The sequence below is a fragment of the Streptomyces sp. AHA2 genome (genome assembly GCF_036857595.1).
In the GTDB taxonomy this organism is placed as follows: domain Bacteria; phylum Actinomycetota; class Actinomycetes; order Streptomycetales; family Streptomycetaceae; genus Streptomyces.
Map to the genome: position 1 here is coordinate 88524 of NZ_JAUQWJ010000002.1, position 18831 is coordinate 107354.

Annotated in this window: 14 protein-coding genes; 12 read left to right on the forward strand and 2 right to left on the reverse strand. The window is 73.3% G+C overall.

Going from position 1 to position 18831, the window contains the following annotated elements; translation table 11 throughout:
* The first annotated feature begins 1 nt into the window (after position 1).
* From lepA to hemW, 4 genes are all read left to right on the forward strand, one after another.
* On the forward strand, positions 2 to 1870 hold the full coding sequence (gene lepA, locus Q5694_RS04240; protein WP_333930644.1) for a translation elongation factor 4: 1869 nt from the start codon (positions 2 to 4) through the stop codon (positions 1868 to 1870).
* A gap of 262 nt (positions 1871 to 2132) precedes the next feature.
* Complete coding sequence (locus Q5694_RS04245) at positions 2133 to 4007, forward strand: AMP-dependent synthetase/ligase (protein ID WP_333930645.1); 1875 nt, start codon at positions 2133 to 2135, stop codon at positions 4005 to 4007.
* Between the two features lie 268 nt (positions 4008 to 4275).
* Positions 4276 to 6369 (forward strand): SpoIIE family protein phosphatase, encoded by a 2094-nt coding sequence (locus tag Q5694_RS04250; RefSeq protein WP_333930646.1) that lies wholly within the window; start codon positions 4276 to 4278, stop codon positions 6367 to 6369.
* Between the two features lie 27 nt (positions 6370 to 6396).
* Positions 6397 to 7629, forward strand: a complete 1233-nt coding sequence (gene hemW, locus Q5694_RS04255) for a radical SAM family heme chaperone HemW (protein WP_333930647.1) — start codon at positions 6397 to 6399, stop codon at positions 7627 to 7629.
* Between the two features lie 44 nt (positions 7630 to 7673).
* On the opposite strand, the gene Q5694_RS04260 is transcribed toward hemW, so the two are convergent.
* Together Q5694_RS04260 and Q5694_RS04265 are read right to left on the reverse strand one after the other, a co-directional pair.
* Positions 7674 to 8483 (reverse strand): DUF3097 domain-containing protein, encoded by an 810-nt coding sequence (locus tag Q5694_RS04260; protein ID WP_333930648.1) that lies wholly within the window; start codon positions 8481 to 8483, stop codon positions 7674 to 7676.
* 31 nt (positions 8484 to 8514) lie between these two features.
* Complete coding sequence (locus tag Q5694_RS04265; protein ID WP_333930649.1) at positions 8515 to 9246, reverse strand: MBL fold metallo-hydrolase; 732 nt, start codon at positions 9244 to 9246, stop codon at positions 8515 to 8517.
* A 171-nt stretch (positions 9247 to 9417) separates the two neighbouring features.
* On the opposite strand from Q5694_RS04265, the gene hrcA reads away from it, so the two are divergent.
* The 8 genes from hrcA to Q5694_RS04305 all read left to right on the forward strand — a co-directional run bounded on the left by hrcA (position 9418) and on the right by Q5694_RS04305 (position 18830).
* Complete coding sequence (gene hrcA / locus Q5694_RS04270) at positions 9418 to 10434, forward strand: heat-inducible transcriptional repressor HrcA (RefSeq protein WP_333930650.1); 1017 nt, start codon at positions 9418 to 9420, stop codon at positions 10432 to 10434.
* Positions 10434 to 11570 carry a molecular chaperone DnaJ gene (gene dnaJ, locus Q5694_RS04275; RefSeq protein ID WP_333930651.1) on the forward strand — a complete coding sequence of 379 codons (1137 nt, stop codon included), beginning with the start codon at positions 10434 to 10436 and terminating at the stop codon, positions 11568 to 11570. Before hrcA ends, dnaJ begins: the two co-directional genes overlap by 1 nt.
* Before the next feature lie 123 nt (positions 11571 to 11693).
* Positions 11694 to 12764: a nitronate monooxygenase gene (locus tag Q5694_RS04280; RefSeq protein ID WP_333930652.1), complete on the forward strand. Its 1071-nt coding sequence runs from the start codon at positions 11694 to 11696 to the stop codon at positions 12762 to 12764.
* On the forward strand, positions 12761 to 13501 hold the full coding sequence (locus tag Q5694_RS04285; RefSeq protein ID WP_333930653.1) for a 16S rRNA (uracil(1498)-N(3))-methyltransferase: 741 nt from the start codon (positions 12761 to 12763) through the stop codon (positions 13499 to 13501). The genes Q5694_RS04280 and Q5694_RS04285 overlap by 4 nt, the downstream gene beginning before the upstream one ends.
* A 162-nt stretch (positions 13502 to 13663) precedes the next feature.
* A complete protein-coding gene (locus Q5694_RS04290; protein ID WP_333931287.1) occupies positions 13664 to 14227 on the forward strand; it encodes a hypothetical protein in 564 nt (187 codons plus the stop codon).
* Positions 14228 to 14317: 90 nt separating this feature from the next.
* Entirely contained in the window at positions 14318 to 17467 is a 3150-nt protein-coding gene (locus Q5694_RS04295; protein WP_333931288.1) for a S41 family peptidase, read from the forward strand.
* Positions 17468 to 17564: 97 nt separating this feature from the next.
* The gene (locus tag Q5694_RS04300; protein ID WP_333930654.1) at positions 17565 to 17918 is read left to right on the forward strand and encodes a histidine triad nucleotide-binding protein; all 354 of its coding nucleotides are present in this window, start codon (positions 17565 to 17567) and stop codon (positions 17916 to 17918) included.
* A gap of 6 nt (positions 17919 to 17924) precedes the next feature.
* Entirely contained in the window at positions 17925 to 18830 is a 906-nt protein-coding gene (locus Q5694_RS04305) for a ribonuclease Z (RefSeq protein WP_333930655.1), read from the forward strand.
* Position 18831: the final 1 nt, after the last annotated feature.

Consider the following 18831-nt stretch of genomic DNA (forward strand, 5'->3'; position numbering starts at 1 on the left):
CGTGCCCGCGATCCCCAGCCACGTGCCCGAGCCGAGCCGTACCGACCCGGCTCTGATCCGCAACTTCTGCATCATCGCGCACATCGACCACGGCAAGTCCACGCTCGCCGACCGGATGCTCCAGCTGACCGGAGTGGTCGAGCAGCGGCAGATGCGCGCCCAGTACCTCGACCGCATGGACATCGAGCGCGAGCGTGGCATCACGATCAAGTCTCAGGCGGTGCGTCTGCCGTGGGCCCCCACCCACGACAAGGGCAACACGCACATCCTGAACATGATCGACACCCCGGGGCACGTCGACTTCACCTACGAGGTCTCGCGGTCGCTCGCCGCCTGCGAGGGCACCATCCTCCTGGTCGACGCCGCCCAGGGCATCGAGGCGCAGACCCTCGCCAACCTGTACCTGGCGATGGAGAACGACCTCACGATCATCCCCGTGCTGAACAAGATCGACCTGCCGGCCGCGCAGCCCGAGAAGTTCGCCGAGGAGCTCGCGCACCTCATCGGCTGCGAGCCCGGTGACGTCCTGAAGGTGTCCGCCAAGACCGGCGTCGGCGTCGACGCGCTGCTGGACAAGGTCGTCGCCGAGGTCCCGGCCCCGGTGGGTGTCGCGGACGCCCCCGCGCGCGCCATGATCTTCGACTCGGTCTACGACTCCTACCGCGGTGTGGTGACCTACGTCCGTGTCATCGACGGGCAGCTCAACAAGCGCGAGCGCATCAAGATGATGTCCACGGGCGCCACCCACGAGCTGCTGGAGATCGGCACCAACTCGCCGGAGATGCTGCCCGCCGACGGACTGGGCGTCGGCGAGGTGGGCTACCTGATCACCGGTGTGAAGGACGTCCGCCAGTCCAAGGTCGGTGACACCGTCACCAGCCAGTCCAAGGGCGCCACCGAGCCCCTCGGCGGCTACAAGGACCCCAAGCCGATGGTGTTCTCCGGCCTGTACCCGCTGGACGGCTCGGACTACCCGGAGCTGCGCGAGGCCCTGGACAAGCTCCAGCTCAACGACGCCGCGCTGGTCTACGAGCCGGAGACCTCCGCCGCGCTCGGCTTCGGCTTCCGCGTCGGCTTCCTCGGGCTGCTGCACCTGGACGTGATCCGCGAGCGGCTGGAGCGCGAGTTCGGGCTCGACCTGATCGCGACCGCGCCGAACGTGGTCTACCGCGTGGTCATGGAGGACGGCAGCGAGCACACCGTCACCAACCCGAGCGAGTTCCCCGAGGGCAAGATCTCGGACGTGTACGAGCCGGTCGTGCGGGCCACCATCCTGGCGCCGAGCGAGTTCATCGGCTCGATCATGGAGCTGTGCCAGACCCGGCGCGGCACGCTGCTCGGCATGGACTACCTGTCCGAGGACCGGGTCGAGATCCGCTACACGCTGCCGCTCGCCGAGATCGTCTTCGACTTCTTCGACCAGCTGAAGTCCAAGACCCGCGGCTACGCCTCGCTCGACTACGAGCCCACCGGCGAGCAGACCTCCAGCCTGGTCAAGGTGGACATCCTGCTGCACGGCGACAAGGTGGACGCCTTCTCGGCGATCACCCACAAGGACCAGGCGTACGCCTACGGGGTCCGGCTCGTCGCCAAGCTCAAGGAGCTCATCCCGCGGCAGGCCTTCGAGGTGCCGGTCCAGGCCGCCATCGGCTCCCGGGTCATCGCCCGCGAGACCATCCGCGCCATCCGCAAGGACGTCCTCGCCAAGTGCTACGGCGGTGACATCTCCCGTAAGCGGAAGCTGCTGGAGAAGCAGAAGGAGGGCAAGAAGCGGATGAAGATGGTGGGGTCCGTGGAGGTTCCTCAGGAGGCCTTCATCGCGGTCCTGTCCAGCGATGACAGCGCGGGGTCCGGCAAGGCCAAGAAGTAGCCGCCGATACCGCGGGTTACACCGCAAACCGGGTACAACAAGGGCCCGTCGTGCGAAAGCGCGGCGGGCCCCGGTGCGTCCACGGGGTAGCTCTCTGTACGAAGTGACAGGCCGCGGCCCCTTACGCAGGAACCGGCCGACCTTTACTCTGATCCCTGCTCGATAGTTACTCACCAGTTAAACAACAGGCGTGACCTGCAGCTCGTGAGGACCAACCAGCCGCACCTGAGCCAGCCGCGCTGCCGCGGGCCCGGAGGATGTCGTGAGCGACACACAGACCTTGATCGAGAACCGTCCGCCCTCCGTGGCGGGCCTCTTCCTGGAGCGCGTGGCCGCCACGCCGGACGCCGAGGCCTACCGGTATCCGGTGCCCTCGCCCTCCGGCGAGGGGCCGGAGGAGTGGAAGTCGCTCACCTGGGCCCGGGCCGCCGAGCGGGTCTACGCCATCGCCGCGGGCCTGATCGAGCTGGGCGTGCAGCCGGAGCAGCGCGTCGCCCTGGCCTCCAGCACCCGCATCGAGTGGATCCTGGCGGACCTCGGCATCATGTGCGCCGGCGCCGCCACCACCACGGTCTACCCGCAGACCAACGCCGACGAGTCGGCGTACATCCTGTCGGACTCCGAGAGCCGGGTGCTCATCGCGGAGAACGCCGAGCAGCTCGCCAAGGCCAAGGAGAAGCGGGCCGAACTGCCGGAGCTGACCCATGTGGTGGTCGTGGACCCGGCCGGCGCGGAGACGGCCGACTGGATCCTCACCCTGGAGGAGCTGGAGAGGCGCGGCGCCGCCCGGCTCGAGAAGGAACCCGAGCTGATCAAGGAGCGGGTCGGGTCCATCACCAAGGACCAGCTCGCCACCCTCATCTACACCTCGGGCACCACCGGTCGCCCCAAGGGCGTGCGGCTGCCGCACGACAACTGGTCGTACATGGCCAAGGCCATCGCCGCGACCGGGCTGGTCGGCGGTGACGACGTGCAGTACCTGTGGCTGCCGCTCGCGCACGTCTTCGGCAAGGTGCTCACCTCCGGGCAGCTCGAGGTCGGGCACGTCACCGCCGTCGACGGTCGCGTCGACAAGATCATCGAGAATCTGCCGGTGGTCCAGCCGACCTACATGGCCGCCGTGCCGCGCATCTTCGAGAAGGTCTACAACGGGGTCGCCGCCAAGGCCCGGGCGGGCGGCGGGGCGAAGTACAAGATCTTCCAGTGGGCCGCCGAGGTCGCCCGCGAGTACGCCAAGGTCTCCCAGGACAACTTCCGGCGCACCGGTGTCGCGACCGTGCCGTTCGGGCTGAACGCCAAGCACAAGGTCGCCGACACCCTGGTGTACGCCAAGATCCGGGAGGCCTTCGGCGGCAACCTGCGGGCCTGCGTGTCGGGCTCGGCCGCCCTCGCGCCCGAGATCGGCTACTTCTTCGCGGGCGCCGGCATCCACATCCTGGAGGGCTACGGCCTGACCGAGTCCTCCGCCGCGTCCTTCGTCAACCCGGGCGAGGCCTACCGCACGGGCACGGTCGGCAAGCCGCTGCCCGGCACCGAGGTGCGCATCGCGGACGACGGGGAGATCCTGCTGCGCGGCCCCGGCATCATGGAGGGCTACCACAACCTGCCCGAGAAGACCGCCGAGGTGCTGGAGCCGGACGGCTGGTTCCACACCGGCGACATCGGGGAGCTGTCGCCCGACGGCTACCTGCGGATCACCGACCGCAAGAAGGACCTCATCAAGACCTCGGGCGGCAAGTACATCGCTCCGGCGGAGGTCGAGGGGCAGTTCAAGGCGGTCTGCCCGTACGTGTCCAACATCCTCGTGCACGGGGCCGACCGGAACTACTGCACGGCCCTCATCGCGCTCGACGAGATCGCCATCACCGAGTGGGCCAAGGACAACGGCCTCGAGGGCAGGCCGTACGCGGAGATCGTGGCGGCGCCGCAGACCGTGGAGATGGTCGACGGGTACGTGAAGCAGCTCAACGAGGGGCTGCAGCGCTGGCAGACCATCAAGAAGTTCCGGCTGCTGCCGCGGGACCTCGACGTGGAGCACGGTGAGATCACGCCGAGCCTGAAGCTGAAGCGGCCCGTCGTGGAGCGGGAGTACAAGCACCTGATCGAGGAGATGTACGAGGGGTCCCGCGAGGCGTAGCACGCCTGCGGGTGATCCGTCCCGGGCCGGCGCCGCACAGGCGCCGGCCCGCTGCCGTCCGTGGGGCGCGGGCGCGGCCCCGGAGCGGGCGGTGACACCCGGGTGCTCGGATCCGACCGTCTCGTGACCGTTTCTCGACCACGTCCGTAGCACTCGTCTCACTCATGACGGCCCACTTCGGTAACTCCGCGCTCATGGGCGTGGCCGTTCTGTCACCCTGTCGGCATCGACTGTGGCGTATTCGTACGAACTGCCCGGGGAGCCGTCCATGGGGGCCATTCCGACGCAACGGGAGACCGTCTCCCGTGCCTCGCAGGCGCCTGCGCATGCCCGGGACCCGTCCGTGCCCGTGCAGGAAGGGCTCGCCGAGCCCGCTCCCGAAGCGTTCGCGCCCGCCGGGCAGGCGCCCGCGCCCACACACGCGCGGGCGCACGCCACCCTGCCCGGCAGCTCCCTCGCGCCGGGCGCCGCCCGCAGCCTGCTGCGCGCCGCCTTCGCCGAGTGGGCGGAGGCCGGCCTGCCCGGGGCCGGGCACCTCACCGAGCGACTGGCCGCCGACGCCCGGCTCGTCGTCAGTGAACTCGTCACCAACGCCGTCGTGCACGCCGGCACCGACGTCGAGCTGGAGTGCCGGCTGGAGGGCGACGCGCCGGACACGGCCGCGCTGGTCGTGGAGGTCTGCGACCACCACCCCTCCCGCGCGCCGCGCGGCGTCGAGCCGGAGCCGTCGCCGGAGCCGCCCGAGTACGGGCGCGGCCTGCGGCTCGTCGGCGCCCTGTCCGAAGCGTGGGGGATCACGTACCGCACCGGCCGCAAGACCGTGTGGGCGCGGCTGCCCGTGGCCGGGTGCGAGGCGCAGGGGCAGATCGACGCGCAGGCCGGGACGTACGACGGGGAGCACGCGCTGGTGCGCGACCTGCGGGTCGCGGAGAGTCTCGCCCCCGAGCCGCCGGGGCCCGCCCGGCCCGGAGCAGGGACCCGGCGGAACGACGCACCGGACGCGGCCGGCCCGGCGCAGCCGCGGGAGCCGGCCGGCCCGGGCGACCGCCGGGAGCGGTGCGAGGAGCGGGACGGCGGCTGGCTGGGCCGCGGGGCGCTGTCCTTCCTCGCCGAGGCCTCCGACCTGCTCGCGGGGCAGCTCGACGAGGACCTGGTCGCCGCGCTCACCGGGCAGCTGATCGTGCCGCGGCTCGCCGACTGGTGCGCGATGTGGATGGAGGACGAGGCCACCGGCGGCTGGAGCGGCGCGGACGGGCCCGGCCTCACCCGGGTCTGGCACGGCAGCGAGCACCGCGTCGAGGAACTGCGCCGGGCCCTGGAGAAGGAGCCGCCGCAGCCGTCCGACCCGGCCCGGCCCGGGCCCGCCGCCTACCACTGGCCCGGTGAGGCCCTCGGCGAGCCCGGCGCGGCCCTGGCGTACCGGCTGGTCGCGGGGGGCAGGCCGCTGGGCACCCTCGTCATCGGACGGTCGGGGACGGCCGGCTTCCCCGACGAGGTCACCGGCCTCGTCGAGGACCTCAGCCGGCGCGTCGCGCTCGCCGTCGGCGCCGCCCGACAGTACGCGCGCCAGGCCACCATCAGCGCCGTGCTCCAGCGCGGACTGCTGCCCGGCGCCGTCGCCGAGATCCCCGGCGTGCGCAGCGCGCTCGTCTACGAGCCGTGCGACAAGGGCGGGCCCAGCGGCGACTTCTACGACCTGTTCCCGGCCGGCGACGGCCGCTGGTGCTTCGCCGTCGGCGACGTCCAGGGCAAGGGGCCCGAGGCGGCCGTCGTCATCGGTCTGGCCCGCCCCTGGCTGCGCCTGCTGGCCCGCGAGGGCTACCGCGTCGCCGATGTCCTCGACCGCCTCAACCAGCTCCTGCTGGACGACGCCACCGAGGCCGCCGACGCCGCGGCCCGGGCCCTGGTGGCCGCGGGGGCCCGTCCGACCCCGCCCGGCGACGGCCCCCAGACGCGCTTCCTGTCCCTGCTCTACGGCGAACTGGTCCCCTTCGACGGCGGGGTCCACTGCACGGTCGCCTCCGCCGGGCACCCCCTGCCGCTGCTGCTCGGGGCGGGCGGCGAGGTCCAGCCCTGCGCGCGGCCGCAGACCCTGCTGGGCGTCGTGGAGGACGCCACGTACACCAGTGAGAGCTTCGACCTGCGCTCGGGGGACACCCTGCTGTGCGTCACCGACGGCGTGACCGAGCGCCGTTCCGGTTCCCGGCAGTTCGACGACGGCGACGGGCTCGCGGCGGCGCTGGCCGGGTGCGCCGGGCTCCGGGCGGAGCTGATAGCCGAGCGGATCCAGCGGCTCGTGCACGACTTCGGGGAACGGCCCCCGGCGGACGATCTGGCGCTGCTGGTGCTCCAGGCGGAGTGAGCCCGCCGGTGCTGGACAATGGAAGGCATGCCTTCCGCACTCCCCGACGGCGAGCCCGTCCCCGCCGACGGCGCGCTGCCCGCGTCCGCTCTCGCCGGGGCCGCCGACCGCCCCCTCGGGTTCTACCTGCACGTCCCCTACTGCGCGACCCGCTGCGGCTACTGCGACTTCAACACCTACACGGCGACCGAGCTGCGCGGCACCGGCGGCGTGCTGGCCTCCCGTGACAACTACGCCGGGACGCTGGTGGACGAGGTCCGGCTGGCCCGCAAGGTGCTGGGGGACGACCCGCGGTCCGTGCGGACGGTGTTCGTGGGCGGGGGCACGCCGACGCTGCTGGACGCCCGGGACCTGGTGCGGATGCTGCGGGCCGTCCGCGAGGAGTTCGGCCTCGCGGAGGACGCCGAGATCACGACCGAGGCGAACCCCGAGTCGGTGGACCCGGCGTACCTGGCGACCCTGCGCGAAGGCGGCTTCAACCGGATCTCCTTCGGCATGCAGAGCGCACGGCAGCACGTGCTGAAGGTGCTGGACCGCACCCACACGCCCGGGCGGCCCGAGGCCTGCGTCGCGGAGGCCCGGGCGGCCGGGTTCGAGCACGTGAACCTCGACCTCATCTACGGCACGCCGGGGGAGTCCGACGACGACTGGCGGGCCTCTCTGGACGCGGTGCTGGGCGCCGGGCCCGACCACGTCAGCGCCTATGCGCTGATCGTCGAGGAGGGCACGCAGCTGGCCCGCCGCATCCGCCGGGGCGAGGTGCCGATGACCGACGACGACGTCCACGCCGACCGGTACCTGATCGCCGACGAGGTGCTCTCCGGCGCCGGGTTCGACTGGTACGAGGTGTCGAACTGGGCGACCTCCGAGGCGGGCCGGTGCCTGCACAACGAGCTGTACTGGCGGGGCGCCGACTGGTGGGGCGCCGGACCCGGGGCCCACAGCCACGTCGGCGGGGTGCGCTGGTGGAACGTGAAGCACCCGGGCGCCTACGCGGCCGCCCTGGCGGCGGGAAGGTCGCCCGGGGCCGGTCGTGAGGTGCTCTCGGCGGAGGACCGGCGGGTCGAGCGGATCCTGCTGGAGCTGCGGCTGCGGGACGGGGTCCCGCTGTCACTGCTGCGGGAGGCGGGCCTGGCCGCCTCGCGCCGGGCGCTGTCGGACGGACTGCTGCAGCCGGGGCCGTACGAGCAGGGGCGGGCCGTGCTGACCCTGCGGGGGCGGCTGCTGGCGGACGGCGTGGTGCGCGACCTGGTGGACTGAGGGCGCTGCCGGCGGGCCGCGCGTGCGGCAACGGGGCGAGGCGGTCAGTCCGCGGGGGCCGTCACGAAGTCGATCAGCTCTTCCACCCGCCCGAGCAGTTCGGGCTCCAGGTCCTTGTACGAGTGGACCCCGGACAGGATCCGCTGCCAGGCCGCGCCCGTGTTCTCCGGCCAGCCCAGGGCGCGGCACACGCCCGTCTTCCAGTCCTGGCCGCGCGGCACACGGGGCCAGGCCGCGATGCCGAGGGACGACGGCTTCACGGCCTCCCAGACGTCGATGTACGGGTGGCCCACCACCAGCGCGTGCTCGCTCGTCACCGACTGCGCGATGCGCCACTCCTTGGAGCCCGGCACGAGGTGGTCGACCAGGACGCCGAGGCGCGCGTCCGGGCCGGGTGCGAAGGAGTCGACGATCGACGGGAGGTCGTCCACGCCCTCCAGGTACTCCACCACCACGCCCTCGATGCGCAGGTCGTCGCCCCACACCTTCTCGACCAGCTCGGCGTCGTGCCGGCCCTCGACGTAGATGCGGCCCGCCCGGGCCACGCGCGCGCGGGCACCCGGCACCGCCACCGAACCGGACGCCGTGCGCGAGGGACGTGCCGGAGCGCCCGGGCCCGGCCGGACCAGCGTCACGACCCGGCCCTCCAGCAGGAACCCGCGCGGCTCCAGGGGGAAGACCCGGTGCTTGCCGAAGCGGTCCTCCAGGGTCACCGTGCCCGCCTCGCAGCGGATCACCGCGCCGCAGAATCCGGTTCCGGGTTCCTCCACCACCAGGCCCGGCTCGGCCGGGACCTCGGGAACCGGCTTCGGCTTCTTCCACGGCGGGGTCAGATCGGTCGAGTACTGGCGCATTCGCACGACGATAGGGAAAGCCGCCGGACGGTCACGACGACACGCCGAAACGCGCGGCCAGCGCGTCCCGCTGGGCCCGGACGAACGCCGCGTCGACCACCGCTCCGTGACCGGGCACGTACAGCGCGTCCTCGCCGCCGAGGGCGAGCAGCCGGTCCAGCGCGGCCGGCCACTGCGAGGGCACGGCGTCCGGGCCCGCCTGCGGCTCGCCCGACTCCTCCACCAGGTCCCCGCAGAACACCACCTCCGGATCGCCCGGCACCAGCACCGCCAGATCGTGCGCGGTGTGCCCCGGGCCCACGTTCGCCAGCAGCACCCGCCGCCCGCCGCCCAGGTCCAGGGTCCACTCGCCGGAGACCAGGTGCCGGGGCGCGGCCAGCCGGTCCGCCGACGCGCGGGCCACGTCCCGTGCCAGGCCGTTGCCCACCGCGTCCTCGTACAGCTCCTCGCGGTCCCGTGCACGCGTCAGCGCCGCGTCCGCGCCCACCGCCGCGAACATCTCCGCCCCGGTGAACGCCGCCGCCCCGAAGACGTGGTCGAAGTGGGGATGCGTCAGCGCGAGATGCGTCACACGGCGACCGGTGAGCGACTGCGCCTGCTCGCGCAACCGCGCGCCCTCGGCCGGGCTGGACCCCGCGTCCACCACCAGGACCGCGCCCTCACCGGCGACCAGCCCCGCCGTGCAGTCCCACACCGGCAGGCGGCACCGCCCCACCCCGGCGGCCATCCGCTCCCACCCGGCCTCTTCCCAAGTCACCGTCATACGGCGACGCTAGCGGTGCGCCCCGCCCGCGGCACGACGCCGCACGACCAGCCTTGCCGGGGGCGTACCCCACCGCCGTACACTGGGCCGGGGAATGCTGGCACTCGCACGCGCAGAGTGCCAGGCCGCGAACGGCGGGCAACGGGCGGACGACTTCTGGAGGTGTGCGCGATGCTCAGTGAACGCAGGCTGCAAGTGCTGCGCGCCATCGTCCAGGACTACGTCGGCACCGAGGAGCCGGTCGGCTCCAAGGCCCTCACCGAGCGGCACAACCTCGGCGTCTCCCCGGCGACCGTGCGCAACGACATGGCGGCCCTGGAGGACGAGGGGTACATCGCCCAGCCGCACACCAGTGCCGGGCGGATCCCCACCGACAAGGGCTACCGCCTGTTCGTGGACAAGCTCGCCGGCGTCAAGCCGATGACCGCGCCCGAGCGGCGCGCGATCCAGAACTTCCTGGAGGGCGCCGTCGACCTCGACGACGTCGTGGCGCGCACGGTGCGGCTGCTCGCGCAGCTCACGCGCCAGGTCGCCGTCGTGCAGTACCCGTCGCTGACCCGCTCGACCGTGCGGCACGTGGAGCTGCTCTCCCTGGCGCCCGCCCGGGTGATGCTCGTGCTGATCACGGACACCGGCCGGGTCGAACAGCGCGTGGTGGACTGCCCGGCGCCCTTCGGCGAGGCCTCGCTCGCGGATCTGCGCGCGCGCCTCAACAGCCGGGTGGCGAACCGCCGTTTCGCGGACGTGCCCGGTCTGGTGGAGGATCTCCCGGAGGCGTTCGAGCACGAGGACCGGGGTACGGTCTCCACGGTGCTCTCCACACTCCTGGAGACGCTCGTCGAGGAGAACGAGGAGCGGCTGATGATCGGCGGCACCGCCAATCTGACCCGCTTCGGTCATGACTTCCCCCTCACGATCCGGCCCGTGCTGGAGGCGCTGGAGGAGCAGGTCGTGCTCCTCAAGCTGCTCGGCGAGGCGAAGGATCCGGGCGTGACCGTACGGATCGGTCACGAGAACGCCCACGAAGGACTCAACTCCACGTCCGTCGTGTCGGTCGGCTACGGTTCGGGCGGCGAGGCAGTCGCCAAGCTCGGCGTGGTCGGACCGACCCGCATGGACTACCCGGGAACGATGGGAGCGGTACGCGCAGTGGCACGGTACGTCGGACAGATCCTGGCGGAGTCGTAGTGGCCACGGACTACTACGCCGTACTCGGCGTGCGCCGCGACGCGTCGCAGGAAGAGATCAAGAAGGCCTTCCGGCGGCTCGCCCGCGAGCTGCACCCGGACGTCAACCCCGATCCGAAGACCCAGGAGCGGTTCAAGGAGATCAACGCCGCCTACGAGGTGCTGTCGGACCCGCAGAAGAAGCAGGTCTACGACCTCGGCGGCGACCCGCTCTCGCAGTCCGGCGGCGCCGGGGCGGGCGGCTTCGGAGCCGGCGGCTTCGGGAACTTCTCCGACATCATGGACGCGTTCTTCGGCACGGCGTCGCAGCGCGGACCGCGTTCGCGCACCCGCCGCGGCCAGGACGCCATGATCCGCATCGAGGTGGAGCTCGACGAGGCGGCCTTCGGCACGACGAAGGACATCCAGGTCGACACGGCCGTCGTCTGCAACACCTGCAACGGCGAGGGCGCCGCGCCGGGCACCTCCGCGCAGACGTGCGACATGTGCCGCGGCCGCGGCGAGGTGTCGCAGGTCACCCGGTCCTTCCTGGGCCAGGTCATGACGTCCCGTCCCTGCCCCCAGTGCCAGGGCTTCGGCACGGTCGTCCCGACGCCGTGCCCCGAGTGCGCGGGCGACGGCCGGGTGCGCTCCCGCCGCACCCTCACGGTCAAGATCCCGGCGGGTGTGGACAACGGCACGCGCATCCAGCTCGCCGGCGAGGGCGAGGTCGGGCCCGGCGGCGGTCCGGCCGGCGATCTCTACGTCGAGATCCACGAGCTGCCCCACGCGCAGTTCCAGCGCCGCGGCGACGACCTGCACTGCACGGTCACGCTGCCGATGACGGCGGCGGCCCTCGGCACGAAGGTCCCGCTGGAGACGCTGGACGGCCTGGAGGAGGTCGACATCCGCCCGGGCACCCAGTCCGGCCAGTCGATCCCGCTGCACGGCCGGGGTGTCACCCACCTGCGCGGCGGCGGGCGCGGCGACCTCATCGTCCACGTCGAGGTCCAGACGCCGACCAAGCTCGACCCCGAGCAGGAGCGCCTCCTGCGCGAGCTGTCCAAACTCCGCGGCGAGGAGCGCCCCACGGGCCAGTTCCAGCCCGGGCAGCAGGGGTTGTTCTCGCGGCTGAAGGACGCGTTCAACGGGCGCTGAGCGAGCCTGCGGGCGGTGTCGGCGAAAGCGCCGCGGCGGGGTGCGGAAGCGGGCATTCCTCTGGTCTATGCCATACAGCAGGCCGGTTTCGGGCGGGCGCGGAGGACGTGACAACATGCGGTCATGTCCTCCGCTCTGACCGATCTCTTCCCGCTCCCGATCGTGCAGGCCCCCATGGCGGGCGGCATCTCCGTCCCGCAGCTCGCCGCCGCCGTGTGCGAGGCGGGCGGGCTCGGATTCCTCGCCGCCGGGTACAAGACCGCCGACGGGATGTACCAGGAGATCAAGCAGCTCAGGAGCCTCACGGGCAGGCCGTTCGGCGTCAACGTCTTCATGCCGCACCCGGACCTCGCCGACCCCGCCGCCGTGGACGTCTACGCCCACCAGCTGGCCGGCGAGGCGACCTGGTACGAGACCGAGCTCGGCGACCCGGAGAGCGGACGCGACGACGGCTTCGAGGCCAAACTCGTGGTGCTGCGCGACAACCCCGTGCCGGTGGTGTCGTTCCACTTCGGCGTCCCGGACCGCGAGGTGATCGACACCCTGCACCGCGTCGGCACCTTCGTCCTGGCCGCCGCGACCACCCCCGAGGAGGCCCGGGCCGTGGAGCGGGCCGGCGCGGACGGCGTCATCGCGCAGGGCGTCGAGGCCGGCGGCCACCAGGGCACCCACCGGGACACCCCCGAGACCGACGGCAGCGGCATCGGACTGCTCTCCCTGGTCGCGCAGGTGCGTGAGGCCGTGACCATCCCCGTCGTCGCCGCCGGGGGCATCATGCGCGGCGGCCAGATCGCCGCGGTGCTCGCGGCGGGCGCCGGCGCCGCCCAGCTCGGCACGGCCTTCCTCCCCACGCACGAGTCGGGTGCGCACGCCCTGCACAAGCAGGCCCTGACCAACCCCCTGTTCGTCCGCACGGAGCTGACCCGGGCCTTCACCGGCCGCCCGGCGCGCGGCCTGGTCAACCGGTTCCTGCGCGAGCACGGCCCGTACGCGCCCGCCGCCTACCCCGAGGTCCACCACCTCACCGCGCCGCTGCGCAAGGCCGCCGCCAAGGCCGGCGACGCCCAGGGGATGGCGCTCTGGGCCGGGCAGGGGCACCGTTTGGCCCGGGAGATGCCCGCTGGGCACCTGGTCGAGGTGCTCGCCGGGGAACTCGCCGCCGCCCGCGCGGCGCTGGCGGGGGGTGCGCGATGACCGCGCCGGTGTTCGTGGTCGAGCACTTCCCCGCGGACGGCGGCGGCCGGTACGTGCTCGACGGACCGGAGGGGCGGCACGCCGTCGCGGTGAAGCGGCTGCGGGCCGGCGAGGACGTCGTCCTGACGGACGGCGCCGGGCGCTGGGCCGACTGCGTCGTGCTCGGCACCGAGGGCAAGGACCGGCTGATCGTCCGGCTCGACTCGGTGAGCGAGGAGCCCGCGGAGCAGCCCCGGGTGACCGTCGTCCAGGCCCTGCCCAAGGGCGACCGCGGGGAACTGGCCGTCGAGACCATGACCGAGGTCGGTGTCGACGCGATCGTGCCCTGGTCCGCCGCGCGGTGCATCACGCAGTGGAAGGGCGAGCGCGGGGCCAAGGCCCTGGCGAAGTGGCGGGCGACGGCCCGCGAGGCCGGCAAGCAGTCCCGCCGGGTCCGCTTCCCCGAGGTCGCGGAGGCCGCGACCACCAAGCAGGTCGCCGCGCTGCTCGCCGGGGCGGACTTCGCGGCCGTGCTGCACGAGAGCGGCGAGGAGCCCCTGGCGACGGCCGGCCTGCCGTCCACCGGCGAGATCGTGCTCGTCGTGGGGCCCGAGGGGGGCGTCGCGCCGGAGGAGCTCGCGCTGTTCGAGGAGGCGGGGGCCGGGGCGTACCGCCTCGGGCGCAGTGTGCTGCGCACCTCGACCGCCGGGACGGCGGCGGCCGCCGTGCTCCTGGCACGCACCGGGCGCTGGTCCTGACCCCTTCCGGAGGCACCGTGGAACGCGCGGACCGCACGCGGGCGGTGCAACTCGGCGACGAGCTGGGGAATCTGGTGGAGCGTCAGGAGCGGCTCCTGCTGCGCGGTTGACGCCTTTGCGCCCTACCGCGCCGCCCCCGTCGGTGGCAGGCTGCCCTTCATGATGGGGGCATTCAGGAGGATCTGTCGGGGAGCGCGGGGCCGCCGGGTGGCGGTGGCGGCGGTGTTCGCGGTGGTCGCCGTGGGCGGTGCGGTCGCGTGTGAGCCAGGCGGCATCAGCTCCGCGTCCGTCGCGTACACCGTCGACGAGACCGTGACCAGGGAGCTGAACCGGCAGAAGGCGGGCGTGCGCTGGCTGACCTGCACGGCCTCCTACGGCGACGGCGGCAAGGCGTCGCCCTCGGCGGACCGGGCCGGCGAGCGGACCGTCGCCACCGTCGACTGCCAGGGCGAGACGAAGGACGGCAAGGACATCGACGTCGAGGGCCGCGTCACCCACGCCGTCGAGGGCGCCTGCGTGCGCGGCACCATCACCGCCGAGGTCGACGGCAAGACCTGGTTCACGGTCGACGGGCTCGGCGACTGCGACCGCACCAGCCCGCCGCCGGTCGGCGGGGGCGGGAGTGGGAGCGGGAACGGGCAGCCCGGACCCACCGTCACCGTGACCGTCACGCAGACCATCTGGTGCGACCGGTACCCGGACTGCCGCCCCGTCGAGGGCAAGTGATCCGAACCCTGTCCGCGCGACGGCCCGCCTGCATAGGGTGATCGGGTGACATCGCCTGCTTACCTCCGGTTCCCCCATGTGCACGGCGACCTGGTCGCCTTCACCGCCGAGGACGACGTGTGGCTCGCCCCGCTCGACGGCGGCCGCGCGTGGCGGGTCAGCGCCGACAACGTGCCGGTGACCCAGCCCCGGATCTCTCCCGACGGCACCACCGTCGCCTGGACCTCCACCCGCGACGGAGCTCCCGAGGTGCACATCGCGCCGGTCGACGGCGGCCCGTCGAGGAGACTGACCCACTGGGGCAGCCTGAGGACCCAGGTGCGCGGGTGGACCCCCGGGGGCGAGGTCCTGGCGATCAGCACCGAGGGGCAGGCCAGTCTGCGCCGCACCTGGGCCCGTGCCGTGCCGCTGGACGGCGGCCCGGCCGCCACCCTGCCCTACGGTCCCGTCGGGGACGTCGCCCACGGCCCGCACACGGTGCTGCTGTCCGCGCCCATGGGCCGTGAGGCGGCCTGGTGGAAGCGGTACCGCGGCGGCACCGCGGGCAAGCTGTGGATCGACCGCGAGGGCGACGGCGAGTTCGTGCGGCTGCACGAGGACCTCGACGGCAACCTCGAGTACCCGCTGTGGGTGGGGGACCGGGTCGGCTTCCTCTCCGACCACGAGGGCACCGGCGCGCTGTACTCCTCCCTCGCCGACGGCTCCGACCTGCGCCGCCACACCCCCCTCGGCGGCTTCTACGCCCGGCACGCCGCGACCGACGGCAGCCGGGTCGTCTACTCCAGCGCCGGTGAGCTGTGGCTGCTCGACGACCTGGACGGGGCCGAGCCGCGCCGGCTCGACCTGCGCCTCGGCGGGCAGCGCGCCGACCTCCAGCCCTTCACGGTGAACGCCTCCCGCTGGTTCGGCTCGGCCTCTCCCGACCACACCGCCCGCGGCAGCGCCGTGTCCGTGCGCGGCTCCGTGCACTGGGTCACCCACCGCTCCGGCCCGGCCCGCGCGCTCGCCGCCACGCCCGGCGTCCGGGCCCGGCTGCCCCGGACGTTCCGCGCCGACGGCGAGGAGTGGGTGGTGTGGGTGACGGACGCCGAGGGCGACGACGCCCTGGAGTTCGCGCCCGCCACCGGCCTCACCCCGGGCGCCACCCCGCGCCGGCTCGCCGCCGGGCAGCTCGGCAGGGTGCTGGACCTCGCCATGGCGCCCGACGGCAGCCGTGCCGCCGTGGCCTCGCACGACGGGCGCCTGCTGCTGGTGGAGCGGGAGACCGGCGAGGTGCGGGAAGTGGACCGCAGCGAGGACGGCGACGTGTCCGGCCTGGTCTTCTCACCCGACTCGGCCTGGCTCGCCTGGTCCCACCCGGGACCGCGCCCGCTGTCCCAGCTCCGGCTCGCCAACACCACCGACCTGTCGGTCACCGAGGCCACCCCGCTGCGCTTCCAGGACTACTCGCCCGCCTTCACCGCCGACGGCAGGCACCTCGCCTTCCTGTCGACCCGCGCCTTCGACCCGGTCTACGACGAGCACGTCTTCGACCTGGCCTTCGTGGAGGGCGCCCGGCCGCACCTGATCACCCTCGCGGCCACCACGCCCTCGCCGTTCGGCCCGCAGCGGCACGGCCGCCCCTTCGAGACGCCCGACCGTGAGGAGACCCCCGACAGCGAGGGCACTCCCACCACGCGCATCGACCTGGACGGCCTCGCCGACCGCATCGTGCCGTTCCCGGTCGAGGCCGCCCGCTACTCGGGTCTGCGCGCCGCCAAGGACGGGGTGCTGTGGCTGCGCCACCCCGTCGCCGGGGTGCTGGGCGCGTCGCGCGCCACGCCCGACGCGCAGGAGCCCAAGACCGAGCTGGAGCGCTACGACCTCGTCCAGCAGCGCGTCGAGCATCTGGCCGCGGACGCCGACCACTTCGAGGTCAGCGGCGACGGCAAGCGGGTGCTGCTGTGGACCGGCGGACGGCTCAAGGTCGTCCCCAGCGACCGGCGTGCCTCCGGCGACGACGAGAGCGACTCCAACCTCACCGTCGACCTCGGGCGGGTGCGCCAGTTCATCGACCCGGCCGCCGAGTGGCGGCAGATGTTCGACGAGAACGGCCGCATCATGCGCGACCACTTCTGGCGGCCGGACATGAGCGGCGTCGACTGGGACGGCGTCCTGGACCGCTACCGCCCGGTCGTGGACCGGTGCGCCACCCACGACGACCTGGTCGACCTGCTGTGGGAGGTCCAGGGCGAACTGGGCACCTCGCACGCCTACGTCACCCCGCGCGCCGGCCACGGCGGCGGCCCCCGCCAGGGACTGCTCGGCGCCGACATCTCCCGTCACGAGGACGGCAGTTGGCGGGTCGACCGCATCCTGCCCTCGGAGACCTCCGACCCGGAGGCCCGCAGCCCGCTGGCCGCGCCCGGTGTGGCCGTACGCCCCGGGGACGCCATCGTGGCGATCGCCGGGCAGCCGGTCGACCCGGTCACCGGACCCGGACGGCTGCTGGTCGGCACGGCGAACAAGCCGGTGGAGCTCACGATCTCGCCGTCCGGGGGCGGTGAGCCCCGGCACGCCGTCGTCGTCCCGCTCGCCGACGAGGAGCCGCTGCGCTACCACGCCTGGGTCGCCGACCGCCGCGCCTACGTCCACGAGAAGTCCGGCGGCCGCCTCGGCTACCTCCACGTCCCGGACATGCAGGCGCCCGGCTGGGCCCAGATCCACCGCGACCTGCGGGTCGAGGTGGCCCGCGAGGGCCTGGTCGTCGACGTGCGCGAGAACCGCGGCGGCCACACCTCCCAGCTCGTGGTGGAGAAGCTCGCCCGGCGCATCGTCGGCTGGGCCGTCCCGCGCGGCATGCGCCCCTACAGCTACCCCGAGGACGCCCCGCGCGGTCCCGTCGTGGCCGTCGCCAACGAGTTCTCCGGTTCGGACGGCGACATCGTCAACGCGGCGATCAAGGCCCTGGGCCTCGGACCGGTCGTCGGCACCCGCACCTGGGGCGGTGTCATCGGCATCGACAGCCGCTACCGCCTGGTCGACGGCACTCTGGTCACCCAGCCGAAGTACGCCTTCTGGCTGGAGGGTTACGAGTGGGGCGTGGAGAACCACGGGGTGGATCCCGACGTGGAGATCGTCCAACGCCCACAGGACCACGCGGCGGGCAGGGACGTGCAGCTCGACGAGGCCATCCGCCTGGCGCTGGAGAGTCTGGAGGCCAGCCCTGCGAAGGCTCCCCCGGCCATCCCGGCTCCCTAGCGGCGCGGGCGCCTGCGCGACCGGCCACGAAGCACCCGCACCCGACGACGATACGATGCCCACCCGAGACCGCATTCGGCCGACCCCCGGAGGGACAATGGCAGGGGAACCCCAGGACGACTGCTTGTTCTGCAAGATCGTCGCGGGCAGCATCCCGGCGACGATCGTGCGCGAGACGGAGACGACCCTCGCGTTCCGCGACATCAACCCCCAGGCCCCGACCCACGTCCTGGTCATCCCCAAGGCGCACTACGAGAACGCCGCGGCCCTCGTCGAGGCCGACCCGGCCCTCACCGCGGACGTGCTCCGCGAGGCCCGGGCCGTCGCCGAGGAGGAGAAGCTCGACAGCTACCGCCTGGTGTTCAACACCGGCAGCGGTGCCGGCCAGACGGTCTGGCACGTCCACGGCCATGTGCTCGGCGGCCGCGGTCTGCAGTGGCCTCCGGGGTAACGCGTCTTGTCCGTACGCGAACTGGTCGTCCTGGGCACCGCCAGCCAGGTGCCGACCCGGCACCGCAACCACAACGGCTACCTGCTGCGCTGGGACGGCGAGGGCGTCCTCTTCGATCCCGGTGAGGGCACGCAGCGGCAGATGCTGCGTGCCGGGGTGGCCGCGCACGACCTGAACCGGATCTGCGTCACGCACTTCCACGGCGACCACAGCCTGGGCCTGGCGGGCGTGATCCAGCGGATCAACCTCGACCGGGTCCCGCACCAGGTGACCGCCCACTACCCCCGCTCGGGGCAGCGCTTCTTCGACCGGCTCCGGTACGCCACCGCCTACCGCGAGACCGTCGGCATCACCGAGGCGCCGGTCGACGCCGACGGCCCCCTCGCCCGCACCGGCGGCTACCTGCTGGAGGCCCGCAAGCTGTCGCACCCGGTGGAGTCCTACGGCTACCGCATCGTCGAGCCCGACGGCCGGCGCATGCTGCCCGAGCGGCTCGCCGCGCACGGCCTGAGGGGCCCGGACGTGGGCCGCATCCAGCGCGAGGGGACCCTCGGCGGCGTCTCGCTGGAGGACGTCAGCGAGGTGCGGCGCGGGCAGCGGTTCGCGTTCGTCATGGACACCCGGCTGTGCGACGGCGTGTACGCGCTGGCCGAGGGCTGCGACATGCTCGTCATCGAGTCGACCTTCCTCGACGAGGACCAGGACCTGGCCGTCGAGCACGGTCACCTGACGGCGGGCCAGGCGGCGCGGGCGGCGCAGGAGAGCGGGGTGCGGCACCTGGTGCTGACCCACTTCAGCCAGCGCTACGCCGAACCGGAGGAGTTCGAGCGCCAGGCGCGGGCCGCCGGGTACGAGGGCGAGCTGACCGTGGCACGCGACCTGCTGCGGGTGCCGGTTCCGAAGCGTCGGTGAA

What these genes read in the sequence shown, in the direction of transcription:
- Q5694_RS04250 (WP_333930646.1), top strand. Translation starts at nt 4,276, where the DNA reads ATGGGGGCCATTCCGACGCAACGGGAGACCGTCTCCCGTGCCTCGCAG.
- hemW (WP_333930647.1), top strand. Translation starts at nt 6,397, where the DNA reads ATGCCTTCCGCACTCCCCGACGGCGAGCCCGTCCCCGCCGACGGCGCG.
- Q5694_RS04260 (WP_333930648.1), bottom strand. Translation starts at nt 8,483, where the DNA reads ATGCGCCAGTACTCGACCGATCTGACCCCGCCGTGGAAGAAGCCGAAG.
- Q5694_RS04265 (WP_333930649.1), bottom strand. Translation starts at nt 9,246, where the DNA reads ATGACGGTGACTTGGGAAGAGGCCGGGTGGGAGCGGATGGCCGCCGGG.
- hrcA (WP_333930650.1), top strand. Translation starts at nt 9,418, where the DNA reads ATGCTCAGTGAACGCAGGCTGCAAGTGCTGCGCGCCATCGTCCAGGAC.
- Q5694_RS04280 (WP_333930652.1), top strand. Translation starts at nt 11,694, where the DNA reads ATGTCCTCCGCTCTGACCGATCTCTTCCCGCTCCCGATCGTGCAGGCC.
- Q5694_RS04285 (WP_333930653.1), top strand. Translation starts at nt 12,761, where the DNA reads ATGACCGCGCCGGTGTTCGTGGTCGAGCACTTCCCCGCGGACGGCGGC.
- Q5694_RS04290 (WP_333931287.1), top strand. Translation starts at nt 13,664, where the DNA reads ATGGGGGCATTCAGGAGGATCTGTCGGGGAGCGCGGGGCCGCCGGGTG.
- Q5694_RS04300 (WP_333930654.1), top strand. Translation starts at nt 17,565, where the DNA reads ATGGCAGGGGAACCCCAGGACGACTGCTTGTTCTGCAAGATCGTCGCG.